At 72.3% G+C, this 19343-nt stretch carries 21 protein-coding genes; 10 read left to right on the top strand and 11 right to left on the bottom strand.

Features of this window, described 5'->3' with window-relative positions:
- Positions 1-13: 13 nt before the first annotated feature.
- Positions 14-2038 (top strand): ATP-binding protein, encoded by a 2025-nt coding sequence (locus IE248_RS08885; RefSeq protein WP_190030338.1) that lies wholly within the window; start codon positions 14-16, stop codon positions 2036-2038.
- A 143-nt stretch (positions 2039-2181) separates the two neighbouring features.
- On the opposite strand, the gene IE248_RS08880 is transcribed toward IE248_RS08885, so the two are convergent.
- Positions 2182-2367: a DUF5999 family protein gene (locus IE248_RS08880; RefSeq protein ID WP_008741183.1), complete on the bottom strand. Its 186-nt coding sequence runs from the start codon at positions 2365-2367 to the stop codon at positions 2182-2184.
- Positions 2368-2522: 155 nt separating this feature from the next.
- Between IE248_RS08880 and IE248_RS08875 the strand changes: the two genes are divergently transcribed.
- Both IE248_RS08875 and IE248_RS08870 read left to right on the top strand, forming a co-directional pair.
- Positions 2523-2972: an SRPBCC family protein gene (locus IE248_RS08875; RefSeq protein WP_190030337.1), complete on the top strand. Its 450-nt coding sequence runs from the start codon at positions 2523-2525 to the stop codon at positions 2970-2972.
- A 90-nt stretch (positions 2973-3062) separates the two neighbouring features.
- Positions 3063-3902, top strand: coding sequence for an LppU/SCO3897 family protein (locus IE248_RS08870; protein ID WP_229895188.1), 840 nt, complete (start codon positions 3063-3065; stop codon positions 3900-3902).
- A 64-nt stretch (positions 3903-3966) separates the two neighbouring features.
- On the opposite strand, the gene IE248_RS08865 is transcribed toward IE248_RS08870, so the two are convergent.
- Positions 3967-5196 carry an acyl-CoA dehydrogenase family protein gene (locus tag IE248_RS08865; RefSeq protein WP_073772645.1) on the bottom strand — a complete coding sequence of 410 codons (1230 nt, stop codon included), beginning with the start codon at positions 5194-5196 and terminating at the stop codon, positions 3967-3969.
- Between the two features lie 222 nt (positions 5197-5418).
- Here IE248_RS08865 and IE248_RS08860 point away from each other — a divergent pair, with 222 nt between their 5' ends.
- On the top strand, positions 5419-6063 hold the full coding sequence (locus tag IE248_RS08860; protein WP_008741179.1) for a TetR/AcrR family transcriptional regulator: 645 nt from the start codon (positions 5419-5421) through the stop codon (positions 6061-6063).
- Positions 6064-6093: 30 nt separating this feature from the next.
- Here IE248_RS08860 and def read toward each other — a convergent pair whose 3' ends face one another.
- Entirely contained in the window at positions 6094-6651 is a 558-nt protein-coding gene (gene def / locus IE248_RS08855) for a peptide deformylase (RefSeq protein WP_190030336.1), read from the bottom strand.
- A 123-nt stretch (positions 6652-6774) separates the two neighbouring features.
- On the opposite strand from def, the gene IE248_RS08850 reads away from it, so the two are divergent.
- From IE248_RS08850 to IE248_RS08825, 6 genes are all read left to right on the top strand, one after another.
- Entirely contained in the window at positions 6775-8013 is a 1239-nt protein-coding gene (locus IE248_RS08850) for a MurT ligase domain-containing protein (protein ID WP_008741177.1), read from the top strand.
- A 19-nt stretch (positions 8014-8032) separates the two neighbouring features.
- Positions 8033-8761: a type 1 glutamine amidotransferase gene (locus tag IE248_RS08845; protein ID WP_008741176.1), complete on the top strand. Its 729-nt coding sequence runs from the start codon at positions 8033-8035 to the stop codon at positions 8759-8761.
- Between the two features lie 189 nt (positions 8762-8950).
- Positions 8951-9979 carry a 6-phosphofructokinase gene (locus tag IE248_RS08840; protein ID WP_008741175.1) on the top strand — a complete coding sequence of 343 codons (1029 nt, stop codon included), beginning with the start codon at positions 8951-8953 and terminating at the stop codon, positions 9977-9979.
- Positions 9980-10071: 92 nt separating this feature from the next.
- Entirely contained in the window at positions 10072-11028 is a 957-nt protein-coding gene (locus tag IE248_RS08835; protein ID WP_008741174.1) for a cytochrome c oxidase assembly protein, read from the top strand.
- A 32-nt stretch (positions 11029-11060) separates the two neighbouring features.
- The gene (locus tag IE248_RS08830; RefSeq protein ID WP_008741173.1) at positions 11061-11219 is read left to right on the top strand and encodes a hypothetical protein; all 159 of its coding nucleotides are present in this window, start codon (positions 11061-11063) and stop codon (positions 11217-11219) included.
- A 169-nt stretch (positions 11220-11388) separates the two neighbouring features.
- Positions 11389-12099, top strand: coding sequence for a lysophospholipid acyltransferase family protein (locus tag IE248_RS08825; RefSeq protein ID WP_190030335.1), 711 nt, complete (start codon positions 11389-11391; stop codon positions 12097-12099).
- 33 nt (positions 12100-12132) lie between these two features.
- Here the strand turns inward: IE248_RS08825 and IE248_RS08820 are convergent, their stop codons facing one another.
- From IE248_RS08820 to IE248_RS08785, 8 genes are all read right to left on the bottom strand, one after another.
- Entirely contained in the window at positions 12133-13797 is a 1665-nt protein-coding gene (locus IE248_RS08820; RefSeq protein WP_073796760.1) for an alpha/beta hydrolase, read from the bottom strand.
- Positions 13798-13990: 193 nt separating this feature from the next.
- Positions 13991-14776 (bottom strand): urease accessory protein UreD, encoded by a 786-nt coding sequence (locus IE248_RS08815; RefSeq protein ID WP_229895187.1) that lies wholly within the window; start codon positions 14774-14776, stop codon positions 13991-13993.
- Positions 14773-15468 carry an urease accessory protein UreG gene (gene ureG / locus IE248_RS08810; protein ID WP_008741169.1) on the bottom strand — a complete coding sequence of 232 codons (696 nt, stop codon included), beginning with the start codon at positions 15466-15468 and terminating at the stop codon, positions 14773-14775. Before ureG ends, IE248_RS08815 begins: the two co-directional genes overlap by 4 nt.
- A 22-nt stretch (positions 15469-15490) precedes the next feature.
- Entirely contained in the window at positions 15491-16171 is a 681-nt protein-coding gene (locus IE248_RS08805; RefSeq protein WP_008741168.1) for an urease accessory protein UreF, read from the bottom strand.
- Positions 16171-17892, bottom strand: a complete 1722-nt coding sequence (locus tag IE248_RS08800) for an urease subunit alpha (protein WP_008741167.1) — start codon at positions 17890-17892, stop codon at positions 16171-16173. The genes IE248_RS08805 and IE248_RS08800 overlap by 1 nt, the downstream gene beginning before the upstream one ends.
- Positions 17885-18196, bottom strand: a complete 312-nt coding sequence (locus tag IE248_RS08795; RefSeq protein ID WP_008741166.1) for an urease subunit beta — start codon at positions 18194-18196, stop codon at positions 17885-17887. Before IE248_RS08795 ends, IE248_RS08800 begins: the two co-directional genes overlap by 8 nt.
- Before the next feature lie 14 nt (positions 18197-18210).
- The gene (locus IE248_RS08790) at positions 18211-18513 is read right to left on the bottom strand and encodes an urease subunit gamma (protein ID WP_008741165.1); all 303 of its coding nucleotides are present in this window, start codon (positions 18511-18513) and stop codon (positions 18211-18213) included.
- A 315-nt stretch (positions 18514-18828) separates the two neighbouring features.
- Positions 18829-19281 carry an ATP-binding protein gene (locus tag IE248_RS08785; RefSeq protein ID WP_190030334.1) on the bottom strand — a complete coding sequence of 151 codons (453 nt, stop codon included), beginning with the start codon at positions 19279-19281 and terminating at the stop codon, positions 18829-18831.
- Positions 19282-19343: the final 62 nt, after the last annotated feature.

The raw sequence follows: 19343 nt of genomic DNA, 5'->3' as shown, positions 1-19343 counted from the left end.
AGACTCTGACTCCGTGCTGGGGAACCTGCCGCCGGAATCGGCGAGCTTCGTGGGCCGGGAAGGCGAACTCGCCCACCTCGACGATCTGTTGCGCGACCGAAGACTGATCACCCTGACCGGCGTGGGCGGTGTCGGCAAGACACGGCTCGCCCTGCGCGCCGTCACCTCAGGCCGCCAGGCCCGGCGGGACGGCGTCTGGTGGGTGGAGCTCTCGCCGCTGCGCGACCCCGGCCTGCTCGTGGCGACCGTCGCCCACGCCGTGGGTCTCGCCGACCACTCCGCGCGGTCCCTGGACGAGGAACTGTGCGCGTGGATGGCCGACAAGGAGCTCCTCCTCGTCCTCGACACCTGTGAGCACCTGATCTCCGCCTGCCGCCACCTGGTCGGCGAACTCCTGCAGTCCGCGCCCGGGCTGACCGTGCTGATCACCTCGCGGGAGCCGCTCGACTCCCCCCGCGAGCAGGTGGTCGAGGTCCGGCCACTGCCCTGCGACGGCCCCGACAGCGATGCCCTCGCCCTCTTCCGCGAGCGGGCCGTCGCCGCCACCCCGCGGCTCGCGGACGTCTTCGGCGACCCCGGGCGCGCCGCCGTCGCCACCGACGTGTGCCGCCGGCTGGACGGCATCCCGCTCGCCCTGGAGCTGGCGGGGGCCCGGCTGCGGCTGTGGACCCTGGAACAGACCGCCCAGCGGCTCGGCGCCCGCTTCGACGTGCTCACCGACCTGCGCACCCCGCTGCTGCCCCGGCACCAGACGATGCGGACGGCCGTCGGCTGGAGCCACGAGCTGTGCGAACCGCTGGAACGGCTGCTGTGGGCCCGGCTGTCGGTGTTCGCCGGGGACTTCGACGTGGCCGCCGCGCGCGCGGTGTGCTCCGGCGGGCCGCTGCCCGCGTCCCGGGTGGAGCGGGTGCTGGCGGGCCTCGTCGCGAAGTCGGTGGTCCGGCGCAGCGAGGAGCGGGGCGCGGGAGCCCGGTACGCGATGCTCGACACCATCCGCGAGTTCGGCCACGACTGGCTGACGGAGCTCGGCGAGGTACGGACCGTCGCCGACCGGCACGCCCACTGGTACGCCGCGCTGTCCCAGGCCGCCGACCGGAGCTGGCTGGGCCCCGCCCAGGTGGACTGGTACCGCAGGATGACCGCCGAGCACGCCCAGCTGCGCACCGCCCTGGAGCACCTGCTCGGCGCGGATCCGACGGCGGCGCTGGAGATGGCCGGGGCCCTGTGGTTCCTCTGGTTCTCGTGCGGGCACGTCCACGAGGGCCGGGCCTTCCTGGAGCGCGCGATGGTGGCGGCCCCGCGCACGGGCGCCGCGTACACCCAGGCGCTCTGGGCGCTCGGCCTGACCGCGCTGCTCCAGGGGGACATGGAGGCCGCCCGGCTGCTCGGCGAGGAGTGCACCCACGAGGCGGACCGGCTGGCGGACCCGGAGCGGGAGCTGCGCGCGGCCTATCTGCACGCGGTGGCGCTGATGATGCCGGGCGACGCCACCCGGGCGCTCGCGCTGGCGGGCCCCCGGGCGCGGGCCGGCCACGGCGGCCGGACCAGTGGCCCGGGCTGGCTGCTCTGCCGGCTGGCCACCGGGTACGCGCTGTGCGACCTCGGGCGCTTCGAGGAGGCCGCGCAGGAGGCGCAGGGCCTGCGCGAGGCGTGCGCCGAGCTGGGCGAGCGCTGGCTGCGGGCGTACGCGGACTACATCCTGGCCGTGTCCGCGCTGGGGCTCGGCGAGCACCACGAAGCGGCCCGGCACGTGCGGGCGATGCTGTCCGGCAAGCGGCTGCTCGGCGACCGCTTCGGCATCGCGCTCGGCCTGGACGTGCTCGCGGCGGCCGTGGCCGCGCTGGGCGACGGTGAACTGGCGGCACGCCTGCTGGGCACCGGGCACGCCTGGTGGCGCACCGTGGGCAGCCCGCACATGGGCGGCTCGCCCTCCCTGACCGCCCTGCGCGACCAGGGCGAACGGCAGGCCCGCGCGGCCATCGGCGACGCGGCGTACGAGACCGCCTTCCGGGGCGGCGCGGCAGCCTCCACCGGCTGAACTCCAGCCGGTGGACGACGTAATTCCTGGGCTCCCGTCAGTACGGGAGGGGTCTGCCCGACGGTGTGCGCAGGTCCAGGTCTCGGGGGGCGGGCTTGGGAACGGGCTTGCGGATCAGCTGCTGGCGCATGCCGACTCCTCGTTCAGACCAGGGCCGGGCGGCGGGGGTCCACCGCACGGCCGTCGGGGAGCAGCTCGCCGGTGTCGTCGAAGATCACCAGGCCGTTGCAGAGCAGGCTCCAGCCCTGTTCGGGGTGGAAGGCCACGGTGCGGGCGGCGTCGTGATCGGCGTCATCGGCGGCCGGGCAGGGGGGCTGGTGGGAGCACATGGTGCACCTCCTCGCAGTGTGGGGCGGGAGGGCCGGTGGTCACCCGGTCGAATCCGCGATCCACGGTGGCGGTGAGTATTACCGATCGCCGCCCCCGGACGGAACCCATATTCGAGGTCCAGTTCAGGATGTGTATGCCCGCTTACCATGCGCTCATGCCCGCTATTCGGATCGTTCACCGTTCACCGCTCGACCCGGCGGAGGCGTGGCGCAGGCTCACGGACTGGGAACGCCACGGCGCACAGGTTCCGCTCACCCGGACGATCATCGACACGGCGCCTCCCACGCACGTCGGAACGGTGTTCACGGCGCGCACCGGAGTGGGAAGGATCACGTTCGACGATCCGATGGAAGTCGTGGTCTGGCGCCCCCCCTCGGCGGCTTCCGGGGACGGCTCGGTGGGGCTGGTCCGGCTGGTCAAGCGCGGCCGCGCGGTCCGGGGCTGGGCGGAGATCGAAGTCCGCCCCCGCGCGGCGGGCGGCACGGAGGTCCACTGGCGGGAGGAGCTGCGGCTGCGCGGGCTCGGCCGCCCCTTCGACCCGCTGGTCGCGGCGGCGGGCCGGTTCCTCTTCGGGCGGGCGCTCGCCCGGCTGCTGCGGCCGTGAGGGCTCGGGCTAGGGTTCCGTGATCACCTTCCTTGATCACGGGCGGGGTCCACCCCGTCCGGTGGTCCCGCGAGCCCCGAGGAGACGTCCGTGGCCACTCCGCCACCGCAGTACGGCGCCGGCCCCCCTTCCCCGTACGCCCCGCAGCAGGGCCCGCCGCAACAAGGCCCGTACCAGGCGCCGCAGCAGGCCGGCCCGTACCAGGCACCCCCGCAGCAGGCACCCCCGCAGCACGCCGGCCCGTACGGCCCCGCGTGGCCCCAGCAGGCCCCGGCCCCGTACGGGCCCGCCTATCCGCCGCCGCAGGGCATGTACGGCTGCCGGCTCTGCGGGGCGTACCCGGCCGCGCACGCGACCGTACGCGGCCACCAGGGCTTCCTCGTGATCATGCGGTTCCTGAGCATGCCCGGGCCGTTCTGCCGCGACTGCGGGCTCTCCACCTACCGCCGGATGTCCTCGGACACCCTGTGGCAGGGCTGGTGGGGGCCGCTGTCGTTCTTCATCACGCCCGTCACCCTGCTGACGAACCTGGGCCCGCGCGGCACCTTCCGCGCCCTCCCGCCCCAGACGGGCGGCTTCCGGCCCGCCCTCGACCCGGGCAAACCGCTGTGGCGGCGCCCGGCGGCCGTGCTCTTCCTGGTACCGGCGCTGCTCCTCGTCCTCTCGATACCGACGCTGATCGTGATCGGCCTGCTGTTCGGGGAGGACGAGCCGCCGAAGCTGTCGGTCGGGCAGTGCGTGCGCAACGCGGGCAGCTGGCAGCAGCAGGACCTGCGGATCGTGGACTGCGGCGCGGCGGGGGCCCGGTTCCGGGTCACCAAGCAGCTGGACGTGGGCGACAGTTGCGCCCCGCTCGACCGGCTGGCGGACACCAAGTACAGCGCCGACGGCTGGACCCAGAGCTGCCTGACGCCGCTGGGCAAGGGCTGAGGCGACGCACGGGCGCGCCCCCGGACACCGAGGGGTGTCCGGGGGCGCGTCTGCTTTCCCGCGGCTAGCGGATCGGCATGTCGGAGATCGTCCGGGCGATGACCAGCCGCTGGATCTCGCTGGTCCCCTCGAAGATCGTGTAGATCGCGCTGTCGCGGTGCATCCGCTCCACCGGGTACTCGCGGGTGTAGCCGTTGCCGCCGAGGATCTGCACCGCCTGCGCGGTGACCTTCTTGGCGACCTCGCTCGCGAACAGCTTCGACATCGAGCCCTCCGCCGAGGTGAAGGGCTTGCCCGCGACCGCCATCCAGGAAGCCCGCCACACCAGCAGCCGGGCCGCGTCGATCTGGGTGCGCATGTCGGCGAGCTGGAAGGCCACGCCCTGGTTGTCGATGATCGGACGGCCGAACTGGGTCCGGGTCTTGGCGTAGTCGAGGGCGACCTCGTACGCGGCGCGCGCGGTGCCGACGGCCATCGCGCCGACGGCCGGGCGGGAGGCCTCGAAGGTGGCCATGGCGGCGTTCTTCACCCGCTCGCCGCCGCCGGCCCGGGCCCGCTCGCGGGCCCGCGCGAGGCGCTCGTCCAGCTTCTCCTTGCCGCCGAGCAGGCAGGAGCCGGGGATCCGGCAGTCCTCCAGCACCACCTCGGCGGTGTGCGAGGCGCGGATGCCGTGCTTCTTGAACTTCTGCCCCTGGGACAGGCCCGGGGTGTTCGGCGGCACGATGAAGGAGGCGTGCCCCTTGGTGCCCAGCTCCGGGTCCACCACGGCGACGACGATGTGGACGTTGGCGATGCCGCCGTTGGTCGCCCAGGTCTTGGTGCCGTTCAGCACCCATTCGTCCTTGGCCTCGTCGTAGACGGCGCGGGTGCGCATGGCGCCGACGTCGGAGCCGGCGTCGGGCTCGGAGGAGCAGAACGCAGCGACCTTCACGTCGTTCTGGTCCCCGTACATCTGCGGGATCCAGGTGCCGATCTGCTCCTCGGTGCCGTTGGCGACGACGCCGATCGCGGCGAGTCCGGTGCCGACGATCGACAGGGCGATGCCCGCGTCGCCCCAGAAGAGCTCCTCCATCGCCATCGGGATGCCGAGGCCGGTCGGGTCGAAGAACTGCTGCGCGTAGAAGTCGAGCGAGTAGATGCCGACCTTGGCGGCTTCCTGGATGACGGGCCACGGAGTCTCTTCGCGCTCGTCCCATTCCGCGGCCGCGGGCCGGATGACCTCGGCGGCGAAGCCGTGGATCCAGTCCCGCACCTGCTTCTGGTCGTCGCTCAGCTCCATGGTGAACTCCGCCATGTCCCCTCCAGCTGTCTCACAATGGGTCGCCGGCGCGTCGTCGCAAGGCGTTGTTACTGCCGGTAACCCGAACGGTGACCACAGTCTGTTACCGGCGAGTAAGCCCTGTCAAGCGTGGTCGGAGCCCCGGAGCGGAGTACGCCGGTTCAATCGCCAGGGTGTGCGGGGTGTTACGTTGCGTGGGCGTCACGCACATCGCAAGGGCGGGGAGACAAACACGTCATGGAGACCACGCATCAGGCCGGCGACCCGGGAGCGGCCGACCGGCGCAGGCGGGAACTGCTCGAAGCCGCCGACCGGGTCGTCCTCAGGGACGGCCCCAAGGCGTCCATGAACGCCATCGCGGCGGAAGCCGGCATCACCAAGCCGATCCTCTACCGCCACTTCGGCGACAAGGCGGGCCTCTACCAGGCGCTCGCCGTCCGGCACACCGACGCGCTGCTCGACTCGCTGCGGGCGGCGCTGGACGCCCCGGCCGAGCGCCGGCGCCGGGTGGAGGCCACCCTCGACACCTACCTCGCCGCCATCGAGGCCCGGCCGCAGGTCTACCGGTTCCTGATGCACCCGGCGGAGGACTCGCAGACCGCCGAGCGCGGGTTCGACGTCGGGCTGCACTCGGCCCCGCTGCTGCGCCGGCTCGGCGAGGAGCTGGCGCAGGTCATCGGCGAGCGCGTGGACCTCGGCCCCGGCGGCGAACGCCTCGCCCGCGTCTGGGGGCACGGCATCGTCGGGATGATGCACGCCGCCGGGGACTGGTGGCTCGGCGAGCGCCCCTGCGAGCGCGCGGAGCTGGTCACCGGCCTCACCGACCTGCTCTGGGGCCGCCTGGCGACGGCCGGCAACCGCGTGGACGGGCCGGGCTTCTGACGGGAGTCCCCCGGCACACCGAGCGCCGGACTAGGGCTGTACGAGGGCCCGCGCGCCCCACGCCGTCTTGCGGATCGCCCGCCGCAGCCGGCGTGCCCGCAGCCCCGTCACGCGGTCCGCGTACACCGTGCCGTCGAGGTGGTCGCACTCGTGCTGGAGGCAGCGCGCGAAGAACCCGGTGCCCTCGATCCGCACGGGCGCGCCGTCGGAGGTGACCCCTTCGACGACCGCGCGGTCGAAGCGGTCGGTGCCCGCCTCCAGGCCGGGCAGCGAGAGGCAGCCCTCGGGACCGCGGATCTCGTCCCCGTCGGCCGTCACCAGACGGGGGTTGACGATGTGACCGACATGACGGACATCATCGTCGTCGGGGCAGTCGTACACGAAGACCCGCTGCCCCACGCCGATCTGGTTCGCGGCGAGTCCGACGCCCTCGGCGGCGTACATCGTGGCGAACATGTCCTCGATGAGCCGGTCGAGGGCCGGGCCGAATTCGGTGACCTCCGCGCAGGCCGAGTGGAGCACCGGATCGCCCAAGAGGCTCATGGTGCGGACGAGTCCGGTGGTACCGGGAATGGGGCGCTGTCGCATGGCGGTAAGCGTACGACGGGCGAATATATGAGGAGATCCGCGGCGGCACTGGGGCGCCGCGGTCAGGGCTCGGGCCGGTACTGGATAGGCTGGTGCCGACCGACGCAAGGAGGACAAGGGACGATGGCAGGCAACACAGAGCCGCTTTCGCCGCGGGCCAAGCTGGCCGTGACGGCGGGCAAGGCCGCGGCGGCGGTGTCGCGGGCCGCGGGACGCGGAAGCGGATCGGTGATCGGTGGCAAGGTCGCACTCAGGCTCGACCCCGATCTTCTCGGAGCGCTGGCGCAGCATCTCGATGTCGTCCTCGTCTCCGCGACGAACGGCAAGACCACGACGACCCGGCTGATCGCGGAGGCCCTGCGGGCCAGCGGTCCGGTGGTGTCCAACGCGCTCGGCGCGAACATGCCGGCCGGCATCACCTCGGCGCTGGCGGGCGGTTCGGACGCCAAGTACGGGGTCATCGAGGTCGACGAGAAGTACCTGGCGGGCGTGGCCCGGGACGTCACCCCCAAGGTGATCGCCCTGCTGAACCTCTCCCGCGACCAGCTGGACCGCGCCGCCGAGACCCGCATGCTCGCGGAGAAGTGGCGCGAGGGGCTCCAGGGCTCCAAGGCGGTCATCGTCGCGAACTGCGACGACCCGCTGATCGTGTGGTCGGCCTCCTCCTCGCAGAACGTGGTGTGGGTCGCGGCCGGCCAGGAGTGGAAGGACGACGCCTGGTCGTGCCCCTCCTGCGGTGGCGTCATGCAGCGTCCGGGCGACGACTGGTTCTGCGGCGAGTGCGGTTTCCGCCGCCCCGCCCCCAGCTGGGTGCTCTCCGGCGACCACGTCCTGGACCCGCACGGCTCGGCCTGGCCGATCCACCTCCAGCTGCCCGGCCGCGCCAACAAGGCGAACGCCGCGACCTCGGCCGCCGTGGCCGCCGTGTTCGGGGTGCCGCCGCAGGTCGCGCTGGAGCGGATGTACCAGGTGCAGGCCGTCGCCGGACGCTACGACGTGGTGAACTTCCAGGGCCGTGACCTGCGGCTGCTGCTCGCGAAGAACCCGGCGGGCTGGCTCGAGACGTTCTCGCTGATCGACCCGCCGCCGACCCCGGTGATCCTGTCGGTGAACGCGCGCGGCGCCGACGGCACGGACACCTCCTGGCTGTGGGACGTGGACTACCCGCGCCTCGCCGGCCACCCGATCTTCGTGATCGGTGACCGCAAGCTGGACCTGGCCGTCCGCCTGGAGGTCGCGGGCCTGGACTTCCGGGTGTGCGAGACCCTCGACGAGGCCGTGCAGCTGGCACCGCCCGGGCAGATCGAGCTGATCGCCAACTACACCGCCTTCCAGGACGTGCGCCGCCGCGTCGGCAACTAGAACCCTCAAGGACAACAGCATGAGCGACAACAGCCTGCGTCTGGTGTGGGTCTACCCGGACCTGCTGAGCACGTACGGAGACCAGGGCAACGCCCTCGTGGTGGAGCGCCGGGCGCGCCAGCGCGGCCTGGACGTCCACCGCGTGGACGTGCGCAGCGACCAGCCCATCCCCACCTCGGGCGACATCTACCTGATCGGCGGCGGTGAGGACCGGCCGCAGCGGCTGGCCGCGGAGCGCCTGCTGCGCGACGGCGGTCTGGAGCGGGCCGTCTCGAACGGGGCGATCGTCTTCTCCGTCTGCGCCGGGTACCAGATCCTCGGCAAGGCCTTCGTCAACGACGTCGGCCAGCGTCAGGAGGGCCTCGGCCTGCTGGACGTCGAGACCGTGCGCGGCGAGGGCGACCGGTGCGTCGGCGACGTGCTCGCCGACATCGACCCGCGGCTCGGCCTGCCCCAGCTGACGGGCTTCGAGAACCACCAGGGCATCACCCACCTCGGTCCGACGGCGCGGCCGTTCGCCCGTACCGTGATGGGCCGCGGCAACGGCACCGGCGACGGCACCGAGGGCGCGTACAACGACACGGTGTTCGGCACGTACATGCACGGCCCGGTCATGGCCCGCAACCCGCTGATCGCGGACCTGCTGCTGAAGCTGGCCCTCGACGTGAACGCGCTGCCGCCGGTCGACGACCGCTGGTACGAGGCGCTGCGCGCCGAGCGCATCGCGACGGCCACGCAGCCCGCGTAACGCCCGCGTCACGTGGTGTTCGGCCCGGATTCCCTGGGGGATCCGGGCCGACATGCGTCCGCACGACGGATATGACCAGCATGTGGAGGATGGTTCAGTCCAGTGCGGATCCGCTTGTAGGGTGACGGGTAGTTCCAACCGGACGACGTGGTCCGGTCGTCGGCCCACGTTGCAAAGGTTTTCCCTGCCATGCGCATTGGTGTGCTCACTTCCGGCGGCGACTGCCCCGGCCTCAATGCCGTCATCCGTTCCGTCGTCCACCGTGCCGTCGTCGACCACGGCGACGAGGTCATCGGCTTCCACGACGGGTGGCGCGGCCTCCTGGAGTGCGACTACCGCAAGCTCGACCTGGACGCCGTGAACGGCATCCTGGCCCGCGGCGGCACGATCCTGGGCTCCTCCCGCGTCCAGCCCGCGCACCTGCGCGACGGCGTGGAGCGGGCCCGCGGGCACGTCGCCGACCTGGGTCTGGACGCGATCATCCCGATCGGCGGCGAGGGCACCCTGAAGGCCGCGAACCTGCTCTCGCAGGGCGGTCTGCCGATCGTCGGCGTCCCGAAGACCATCGACAACGACATCGCCTCCACCGACGTCACCTTCGGCTTCGACACGGCCGTCGGGGTCGCCACCGAGGCCCTGGACCGGCTGAAGACCACCGCCGAGTCCCACCAGCGCGTGATGGTCGTCGAGGTCATGGGCCGCCACACCGGCTGGATCGCCCTGCACTCGGGCATGGCGGCGGGCGCACACGCGATCGTCGTCCCGGAGCGCCCCTTCGACATCGAGCGGCTCACGGAGATCGTCGGCGAGCGCTTCTCCGCGGGCAAGCGGTTCGCGATCGTCGTGGTCGCCGAGGGCGCCAAGCCCGCCCTGGGCAGCTCGATGGCGGTCGAGGCGGGCGGCACGGACATGTACGGCCACGAGCGGTTCGCCGGCATCGGCAACCGGCTCGCCGTCGAGCTGGAGGACCGGCTCGGCAAGGAGGCCCGCCCCGTGATCCTGGGCCACGTCCAGCGCGGCGGCACGCCCACCGCGTACGACCGGGTGCTCGCCACCCGCTTCGGCTGGCACGCGGTGGAGGCCGCGCACCGGGGCGAGTTCGGGATGCTGACCGCGCTGCGCGGCACCGACATCGTGATGGTGCCGCTGGCCGACGCCGTGCAGACCCTGAAGACGGTCCCGGCGGAGCGCTACGACGAGGCCGAGACCGTTCTGTGAGCTTTCCCCCCTTCCGTCACCGCCCCCGGCCGCGATAGCGCCCGGGGGCGGCACTACTGTGGTGGGGCACCACAGGTCAAGGGAGTGGACAGATGGATCACAGCGGGCACGGCATGGACATGAACATGGACCTGCCGCCGTTCACTCTCGGGAGGGGTCTGGAGTTCTCCTTCGACGCGTTCTTCCTGTTCGGCTCGCTGCTGGGGCTGGCCCTGTACGGCTGGGGCGTGCTGCGGCTGCGCGGGCGCGGGGACTCCTGGCCGCTGGGCCGGACCCTCGCCTTCACCGCCGGCGTGCTGACCGTGATCCTGGTGATGTGCACCAAGCTGAACGACTATGGCATGGTCATGTTCAGCGTGCACATGGTGCAGCACATGGTGATCAGCATGGTCACCCCGATCCTGCTGCTGCTCGGCGCCCCGATGACGCTGGCGCTGCGCGCGCTGCCGCCGGCCGCCCGCGGCCACAAGGGTCCGCGCGAGCTGCTCCTGATGCTGCTGCACAGCCGGTACATGAAGGTGATCACCCACCCGGCCTTCACGATCCCGATGTTCATCGCGAGCCTCTACGCGCTGTACTTCACCCCGCTCTTCGACTTCCTCATGGAGAGCCGGACCGGGCACATCGCGATGATGGTGCACTTCCTCGCCGTCGGTGTGATCTTCTTCTGGCCGATCATGGGCGTGGACCCGGGCCCGCAGCGCCCCGGCTACGTGATGCGGATGCTGGAGCTGTTCGCGGGCATGCCGTTCCACGCCTTCTTCGGCATCGCGCTGATGATGGCGAGCGAGCCGATGATCAAGACGTACGCGAACCCCTCGCCCTCGCTCGGCATCGATCCGCTGCTGGACCAGCAGTGGGGCGGCGGGATCGCCTGGGCCTTCAGCGAGATCCCCTCGGTTCTGGTGCTGATCGCCCTGGTCTACCAGTGGTACCACTCCGAGCAGCGGACGGCGAAGCGCTCCGACCGAGCCGCGGACCGCGACGGTGACCAGGAGCTGGAGGCGTACAACGCATATCTGGCCTCCCTCCAAGCGCGTGGCCAGTAGCGGATTCGCGCCTTCGCGCTGCACCATGGGGCATGACCGGATCCGTTAAGGCGATGGCCGTCATCACCTTCGCCGCCCTGGTGGCCGTGGCCACGTACTCGGTGGCCCTGGGCAGCAACGGCTGGCTGTGGTTCGGCTGGGTGGTCCTGGGGCTGATCACCATCGGCATGGCCGCGTCCGGCAACGTCTGAATCCGGCCGGGCGGCGCCCCTGCCGGGCACCCGCCCCGGCCGCCCGGGGCCGTGTCCGCGCGCGGCCGGTACGTGCCCCTCGTCGCTCCGGTATCGCCATCCCCTCCTGACACGCGGCTGACTGTCCGTAGGATGTCGGTGACAACGGGGCATCGACGGGAGCGGCCTGGTGTTCTACCACTTGCTCAAGCACGTACTGCTCGGTCCGCTGTTGCGGTTGCTGTTCCGGCCCCGGATCGAGGGCCTGGAGAACATTCCGGCGGAGGGCGCCGCGATCGTCGCGGGCAATCACCTCTCGTTCTCCGACCACTTCCTGATGCCCGCGATCCTGAAGCGGCGCATCACCTTCCTCGCGAAGGCCGAGTACTTCACCGGCCCCGGGGTCAAGGGGCGGCTCACCGCCGCGTTCTTCCGCAGCGCCGGGCAGATCCCGGTGGACCGCTCCGGGAAGGACGCCGGTCAGGCCGCGCTCCGGGAGGGGCTGGGCGTGCTGGCCAAGGACGAGCTGCTGGGCATCTACCCGGAGGGCACCCGCTCGCACGACGGGCGGCTGTACAAGGGGAAGGTGGGCGTGGCCGCGATGGCGCTGGGCGCCGGGGCTCCGGTGATCCCCTGCGCGATGGTCGGTACGTTCGAGATCCAGCCGCCCGGACAGAGGATCCCGAAGATCCGCCGGGTGACGATCCGCTTCGGCGAGCCGATGGACTTCTCCCGGTACGACGGGCTGGAGGGCGAGCGGGCCGTCCTGCGGGCCGTCACCGACGAGATCATGTACGCGATCCTCGGGCTGTCCGGGCAGGAGTACGTCGACCGGTACGCCACCGAGGTCAAGGCCGAGGAGGAGGAAGCACGGAAGAAGGCCCGGCGCAGAACGCGCTGAGCCTCCTCCCGTGCGGTGTCACCACCGGTCGTCCTAGCGGATGGCCGGGAGCTCCTCACGCGGCGCGAGCTCGGCGCCCTGGGCCGTGGCGAGCGACTTCGCGGCGGCCGGAGCCGGCGCCACCGGGGTGGCGTGCGGTGCGCACTTCACGTCCTTGGCGTCGACCTTGCCGGTCAGCAGGTAGGTCTCCACCCGCGGGTTGATGCAGGGGTTCACCAGGCTGGTCACACCGTGCGAGCCGGCGTTCAGCTCGGTGATCAGGCGCGAGCCGGCGAGGCGCTTGTGCAGCGAGACCGCACCGTCGTACGGCGTGGCCGCGTCGCGCTCGGACTGGACGATCAGCACCGGCGGCAGACCGCGCTTGGCACCGACCTCGATCGGGGTGCTCTGCTTGGCCTTCCAGGTCGCGCAGGGCAGGTTCATCCACGCGTTGGACCAGGTCAGGAACGGGTACTTCTGGTGCAGCTTGGAGTTGTCCCGGTCCCACTTGGCCCAGCTGGTCGGCCACTTGGCGTCGGCGCACTCGACCGCGGTGTAGACGGCGTTGCTGTTCTCCGAGGCGGCGTTGCCCGCGGTGTCGCTCATGTCCGGGGCGATCGCGTCGACCAGGGCCTGCTCGTCACCGGCGAGGTACTTGCTCCAGGTCTGGGCGACGGGCACCCAGGAGGAGTCGTAGTACGGGGCGCCCTGGAAGAAGCCGATCAGCTCGGCCGGGCCGACGACCCCGCCGATCGGGTTGGCCTTGGCCTTGGCGCGCAGCTCCTGGTACTTGGCCTCGACCTTGGCGCGGGTGTCGCCGATGTGGAAGACCGCGTCATTCTTGGCGACCCAGTCCTGCCAGTCGTTCCAGCGCATCTGGAAGGCGACGTCCTGGCCGAGGTTGGCCTCGTACCAGATGTTGTCCTGGTCCGGGTTGACCACGCTGTCGACGATCATGCGGCGCACGTGGGTCGGGAACAGGGTCGCGTAGACCCCGCCGAGGTAGGTGCCGTAGGAGACGCCGAGGTAGTTCAGCTTCCGGTCACCGAGCGCGGCGCGGATGACGTCCAGGTCGCGCGCGGTGTTCGGCGTGGTCATGTGCGGCAGCATCTCGCCGCTGCGCTCCTTGCAGCCGTCCGCGTACTCGGCGGCGAGCTTGCGCTGGGCGCGCTTGTCGGCCTCGTTGGAGGGGACCGGGTCGGCCTTGGGGGCCTTGACGAACTCCTGCGGGTCGATGCAGGAGATCGGCGCCGAGTGGCCGACACCGCGCGGGTCGAAGCCCACGAAGTCGTAGGCCTTGGCGGTGTTGACCCACAGCGGGCTCTTGGTGGTGGTCCGGCGCGGGAAGCGCATGCCGGAGCCGCCGGGGCCGCCCGGGTTGTAGACGAGGGAGCCCTGGCGCTCCTCCTTGGTGCCGGTGCTGACCGCGCGGTCGACCGCGAGCTCGATGGTCTTGCCGAACGGCTTGCGGTAGTCCAGCGGGACCTTGACCCAGCCGCACTGGATCGGCTTCTCGAAGCCCCAGTCGGCAGGACAGTCCTTCCAGTCGATCCCCGTGCGGGCGGCGCGGGCGGCGGCGATCTGAACGCCGATCGCCTCCGCCGCTCCGTTGTCACGGTCGGCCGATGCCGCCGAGGCGGACGGGGCCAGCAGCAGACTCGCCGCCAGCGTTCCGGTGATCAGTGTGGCGGCGCTCCCCAGCGCCGCGTTGCGTATCACGTGGTTGTTCCCCCTGCTCATGTGCCGCCGTGGGCAGCCGGGTTCGGTGGGTTCGGTCGTCGGGCGTGCAGGGGGATCCTTGCGCCTGACCGATACCCGACAACAGAGGAGCGCAAGGTTCTTTGCCCAACCGATAACCGGAAAGACGTGTACCGCTCAGCGGTGTCCGATGGGTCCTGAAATCGGACGCCCGTCACCAGCCGTATGTCCGGCGGGCCGCGTCCAGCAGTTCCCGCAACCGGAGGGCGTCCGGGGCCAGCGCGGTCACGAGGACGGCGGGTCCGGCCAGCGGGGTGACCGCGGCGAACTCCCCCAGCACCGCGGCGGCGGCCGGGGCCTTCTCGAAGGCCGGGTCCACGACGAGGAGTTGGCCGAGCGAGCGGTGCCCCGCCAGACCCGCCGGGCCGTCCCAGCCAGCGGGCGCGCCTGGTCCGCAGGCCAGTTCCTGGTCCAGCAGCGGGCGGCCCGCGCGGGTGACGGTGAGCCGGCTGCGCAGCAGGCCACCCGGCTCCCCCGCGCGGCCCAGCACCTGCTCCTCGCGCAGCAGCAGCCGGGCCCCGGGGGCGAGCTCGGCCCGGGTGCGCACCCGCAGGTCACTGCCGCGTACGGAGACCAGCGGCTCCGGCAGCCACCGCAGGGCCGCGTCCCCTTCCAGCGTCAGACGTACGTCGTACCGCGCGGGCGCACCGCCCCGGCCGGGCAGGGCCAGGGTGGCCGCCGCCGTCGCCAGTGCCAGCCGGGCCCCCGCGCCGACGTCCGCCTCGACGGCGAGGTGGTCCCCGCCGAGCGGGGCGCTCATCGCGCCGACCAGCATGACCCCGGCCTCGGCGCCCTCCCCCCGGGTGCGGCGCAGCGCGAGCGGCCCTTCCCCGGTGAGGAGGGGCAGGGCGGTGCCGCCGCGGCCGTCGGCGGTGGCGCGGATCCGGGCGGTGGCCCGCACTCCCGCCGGGACGGGGGTGGCGGGGGGCGCGCTGGTCACCGTACGGCCCAGGCGGCGAACCGCTCGCGGATCCACGAGGCCACGGGGGCCACGCCCTCGGGGCCGCGCAGGGACTGGAAGGCGACGGGCAGTTCGCCGCGCTTCTCGGCGGCGTCGCGGGCCATCCGGCCGAGGTCGGAGCCGACGTGCGGGGCGAGGTCGGTCTTGTTGACGATGAGCAGGTCGGCGGTGGTGACGCCGGGGCCGCCCTTGCGCGGGATGTCGTCGCCTCCGGCCACGTCGATGACGAAGATCTGGGCGTCGACGAGGCCCCGGGAAAAGGTGGCGGTGAGGTTGTCCCCGCCGGATTCGACGAGGATCAGGTCGAGCGGGGCGTGTTCCCGGAAGGCCTCCTCCAGTTCCTCGACGGCCTCCAGGTTGGCGGAGATGTCGTCGCGGATGGCGGTGTGCGGGCAGGCCCCGGTCTCGACGGCGGTGATCCGCTCGGGCGGCAGGACGGCCTCGCGGAGCAGGAACTCGGCGTCCTCGCGGGTGTAGATGTCGTTGGTGACGACGGCCATGGACAGTTCGGCGCGCAGGGCCCGGCAGAGCGCGGCGACGGTCGCGGTCTTGCCGGAGCCGACGGGGCCGCCGAGGCCGATGCGCAGGGCGCGGCGGGTGCCGTCGGCCCGGAGGGGCTCGGCGCTGTGGGTGTGGCGGTGCGGGAAGGTCACGCCGTGGTCGAGGTGCATGGGGGTCTCCTTGGGGGGTGGCTCAGGACGCGAACAGGCGTACCGGCCAGTCGGCATGGATTTCCGCCGCGATCTCCAGCAGGGGCGAGGAGGCGGCGGGCAGCGCCTCCGTGCCCTCCGTCCGGGCGCGCCGGGCGGCGGCCGCCGCCTCGGCGGCGACGGCGTCGAGTTCGGGGGCGAGCCGGGCGAGGACCCCGCTGGCCTCGAAGGGGTCGAGGCCCAGCAGCCGTACGGTCGCGGTGGCGGGCCCGCCGACGCTCTCGTACGCGGCCACGTGCGCGGCGTCGAGCGGCCCGAGCCCGGCGGCCCGGGCCGTGAGGCCGAGCACCACGGGCTGGTGGGCTCCTCGTGGGAACGCGGCGGCCAGCGCGTCGAGTTCGGGCGCGGGCCAGGTGGCCCGGGCGGCCCGCATCAGCTGCCGGCCGAGCCGGCGCCCGGCGGTGCGCAGGGCGGGTGACGGGGTGCGGGCGTCGGCGGCGGCGTCGAGCTCCGCCGGGTCGAGTCCGAGGGCGGCGGCCGCGGCGAGCCCGGCGGCGACCAGGCCCGCGGTGTGCAGGCGGCCGCGGCAGAACTCGGCCAGGGTGGCGGCGTCGTGGATGCGGCCCGCCGCGCAGGCGGCCTCCGCCCCGCCGGAGTGGGCGTGCCCTCCGGCGGGGAAGCGGCCGTCCGCGAGGACGAGCAGGGCGGCGAGGCTGGAGGCCATCAGAAGAGGAAGTATCTCTGCGCCATGGGCAGTTCGGCCGCGGGCGCCGGCTCCACGACCTCGCCGTCGATGCTGACGGTGAAGGTGTCGGCGTCGACCTCGACCCGGGGCATGGCGTCGTTGTTGCGCATGTCGGCCTTGGTCACCTTGCGGGTGCTCTCGATGGCCACGAACTCCTTGCCCAGCCCGAGCCGTTCGGGCAGTGCGTCGTCGAGCGCGGCCTGCGCCGTGAAGTTGACGGAGTTCAGACCGGGCGCCCGGCCGTGACTGCCGAACATCGGCCGCGGCAGTACGGGCTGCGGGGTCGGGATGGAGGCGTTGGCGTCGCCCATCTGCGCGTAGGCGATCTGGCCGCCCTTGATCACCAGCTCGGGCTTGACCCCGAAGAAGGCGGGGTTCCACAGCACCAGGTCGGCGAGTTTGCCGGTCTCGACGGAGCCGATCTCGCGGGCGAGTCCCTGGGCCACGGCGGGGTTGATCGTGTACTTGGCGACGTAGCGGCGGGCCCGCTGGTTGTCGGCGGGGCCGTCCCCGGGCAGGAAGCCGCGCCGCTTCTTCATCACGTGGGCGGTCTGCCAGGTGCGCAGCACGACCTCGCCGACCCGGCCCATGGCCTGGGAGTCGGAGGAGATGATGGAGATGGCGCCGAGGTCGTGCAGGACGTCCTCGGCGGCGATGGTCGAGGGCCGGATCCGGGACTCGGCGAAGGCAAGGTCCTCGGGGACGGCCGGGTTGAGGTGGTGGCAGACCATCAGCATGTCGAGGTGTTCCTCGACGGTGTTGACGGTGTGCGGCCGGGTCGGGTTGGTGGAGCTGGGCAGTATGTTGGGCTCCGAGACCACGGTGATGATGTCGGGCGCGTGCCCGCCGCCCGCCCCCTCGGTGTGGTACGAGTGGATGGTCCGGCCGGCGATGGCGGCGAGGGTGTCGGAGACGAAGCCGGCCTCGTTGAGCGTGTCGGTGTGGATGGCGACCTGGGCTCCGGTCTCCTCGCACACGCTCAGGCAGGCATCGATGACGGCGGGGGTCGCGCCCCAGTCCTCGTGGATCTTGAATCCGAGTGCGCCGCCGCGCAGCTGGGAGTGCATGGCCTCGCGGGACATGGTGTTGCCCTTGCCGAGCAGCCCGATGTTGACGGGGTAGGCCTCCAGCGCGGCGAACATCCGGGCCAGGTGCCAGGGTCCGGGCGTGACGGTGGTGGCCTTGGTGCCCTCGGCGGGGCCGGTGCCGCCGCCGACGAGGGTGGTGATGCCGGAGGCGAGGGCCTCCTCGATGACGGTCGGGGAGATGAAGTGCACGTGGGCGTCGATGGCCCCGGCGGTGACGATCTTCCCGTTGCCCGCGATGATCTCGGTCTCGGGGCCGATCACCAGGGCCGGGTCAACCCCGTCCATGGTGTCGGGGTTGCCGGCCTTGCCGATGCCGCAGATCCGGCCGTCGCGGATGCCGAGGTCGGCCTTGACGATGCCCCAGTGGTCGAGGACGACGACCCCGGTGATCACGGTGTCGGGGGCGCCCTCGGCGCGGGTGGTGCGGGCCTGGCCCATGGACTCGCGGATGACCTTGCCGCCGCCGAACACGGCCTCGTCGCCGGAGCGTCCGGGTCCGCCGCTGAGGTCCCGCTCGATCTCGACGAAGAGGTCGGTGTCGGCGAGCCGGATCCGGTCGCCGGCCGTCGGCCCGAAGAGGTCGGCGTACACGGGACGGGAGAGCTCAGCCATCGAGCGGCCCCCCGGTCTCGCCGCGCAGCCCCGGGACGGTGCGCAGCCCGCCCAGCGGTACGAGTTCCACGGAGACCGGGATGCCCGGCTCGAAGCGGACGGCGGTCCCGGCGGCGATGTTGAGCCGCAGGCCGTGCGCGGCCCGGCGGTCGAAGTCGAGGCCCGGGTTGGCCTCGGCGAAGTGGTAGTGGGAGCCGACCTGGACGGGCCGGTCGGCGGCGTTGAGCACGGTGACGCGGGTGACGGGGCGGCCTTCGTTGAGGCGCACCGGGCCGTCCCCGTAGCGGATTTCGCCGGGGATCATGCGGGTGCTCCTCTTCAGACGATCGGGGCGTGGACGGTGACGAGCTTGGTGCCGTCCGGGAAGGTCGCCTCGACCTGGACGTCGTGGATCATCTCGGGGATCCCCTCCATGACCTCCTCGCGGCCGAGGACCGTACGGCCGGAGGCCATCAGCTCGGCCACCGTGCGGCCGTCGCGGGCCCCTTCGAGGATGTGGGAGGTGATGAGGGCGATCGCCTCGGGATGGTTGAGGCGGACCCCGCGCGCCTTTCGCTTCTCCGCGACGTCGGCGGCCACGTGGATGAGCAGTCTCTCCTGCTCGTGCGGTGTCAATTGCACTCGAATTCACCAAGCTTCCGGGACATGATCAACGTCGCGCCGAGCCGACCCTATGGGCCGTCAACACTTTGTTGACCTGCGCATATCCGAGCCAAGCGTGTCTTGCCCAACGCGGGGAAAGGCTTTCCGTCCCCACCACCGCCGCTTTGCACACTCATGGGTGAACCATTGGTGAAGAGCCGTGGCGGCCACGCTAAGGCGCCCGTTTTTCCGCTGGGTTAACCCAGGTTTCAGGGAGGTTCCGGGGGCTCGGCACACGCCCGCCCGGGCCCGGCGCTCGCGGGGGTGCCGCGCTCGCCGGGGTCCCGCAGCGGTTCAGCAGCCGGTGACGGCGCTCTCCGCCGGGGCATCCACGGTCCAGGGGAGCGCGATCCACACCGTCTTGCCGCCGTCCTCGGTGGGACAGACGGAGAGCCGCCCGCCCGCCTCGGCCGCGAGCCAGCGGATGATGACCATCCCCCGGCCGTTGTCCTGCTGTACGGCGGCCGGGAGCCGCCTCGGCCAGCGCGGATGACTGTCGGTCACCCCGACGCGGAGCCACTCCGCGCGCTCCAGCCGCACCTCGACGGTGAAGGTGGGCGACTGCCCGAAGGTGTGCTGGACGGAATTGGTCGCGAGCTCCGAGACGATCAGCCGGACGGAGTCGGCGATCAACGCGTCTTCGGGCAGTCCCCATTCACCCAGCACCTCCGCGACGTAGCGGCGGGCGGCGGCGACCGAGGCTGGGTCGCTCGGCAGAGTGATGGAGGCTTCCTGCTGATCTGCCATGACGACGTCCCTTTCCCACCGGGGCGCAGCCGTCCCGGATCTGTGCTGAGCGCCAGAGTGCC

It is taken from the genome of Streptomyces goshikiensis, assembly GCF_014650555.1.
GTDB classification, from domain to species: Bacteria; Actinomycetota; Actinomycetes; order Streptomycetales; family Streptomycetaceae; genus Streptomyces; species Streptomyces goshikiensis.
Note: the sequence above shows the minus strand (reverse complement) of the source record. Positions and strands in the feature narration are given on the sequence as shown.

Excerpts from the sequence above, each read along its gene's own strand:
- IE248_RS08880 (WP_008741183.1), bottom strand. The coding sequence starts at position 2,367 with ATGTGCTCCCACCAGCCCCCCTGCCCGGCCGCCGATGACGCCGATCAC.
- IE248_RS08875 (WP_190030337.1), top strand. The coding sequence starts at position 2,523 with ATGCCCGCTATTCGGATCGTTCACCGTTCACCGCTCGACCCGGCGGAG.
- IE248_RS08865 (WP_073772645.1), bottom strand. The coding sequence starts at position 5,196 with ATGGCGGAGTTCACCATGGAGCTGAGCGACGACCAGAAGCAGGTGCGG.
- IE248_RS08860 (WP_008741179.1), top strand. The coding sequence starts at position 5,419 with ATGGAGACCACGCATCAGGCCGGCGACCCGGGAGCGGCCGACCGGCGC.
- def (WP_190030336.1), bottom strand. The coding sequence starts at position 6,651 with ATGCGACAGCGCCCCATTCCCGGTACCACCGGACTCGTCCGCACCATG.
- IE248_RS08850 (WP_008741177.1), top strand. The coding sequence starts at position 6,775 with ATGGCAGGCAACACAGAGCCGCTTTCGCCGCGGGCCAAGCTGGCCGTG.
- IE248_RS08845 (WP_008741176.1), top strand. The coding sequence starts at position 8,033 with ATGAGCGACAACAGCCTGCGTCTGGTGTGGGTCTACCCGGACCTGCTG.
- IE248_RS08840 (WP_008741175.1), top strand. The coding sequence starts at position 8,951 with ATGCGCATTGGTGTGCTCACTTCCGGCGGCGACTGCCCCGGCCTCAAT.
- IE248_RS08835 (WP_008741174.1), top strand. The coding sequence starts at position 10,072 with ATGGATCACAGCGGGCACGGCATGGACATGAACATGGACCTGCCGCCG.
- IE248_RS08830 (WP_008741173.1), top strand. The coding sequence starts at position 11,061 with ATGACCGGATCCGTTAAGGCGATGGCCGTCATCACCTTCGCCGCCCTG.
- ureG (WP_008741169.1), bottom strand. The coding sequence starts at position 15,468 with ATGCACCTCGACCACGGCGTGACCTTCCCGCACCGCCACACCCACAGC.
- IE248_RS08805 (WP_008741168.1), bottom strand. The coding sequence starts at position 16,171 with ATGGCCTCCAGCCTCGCCGCCCTGCTCGTCCTCGCGGACGGCCGCTTC.
- IE248_RS08800 (WP_008741167.1), bottom strand. The coding sequence starts at position 17,892 with ATGGCTGAGCTCTCCCGTCCCGTGTACGCCGACCTCTTCGGGCCGACG.
- IE248_RS08795 (WP_008741166.1), bottom strand. The coding sequence starts at position 18,196 with ATGATCCCCGGCGAAATCCGCTACGGGGACGGCCCGGTGCGCCTCAAC.
- IE248_RS08785 (WP_190030334.1), bottom strand. The coding sequence starts at position 19,281 with ATGGCAGATCAGCAGGAAGCCTCCATCACTCTGCCGAGCGACCCAGCC.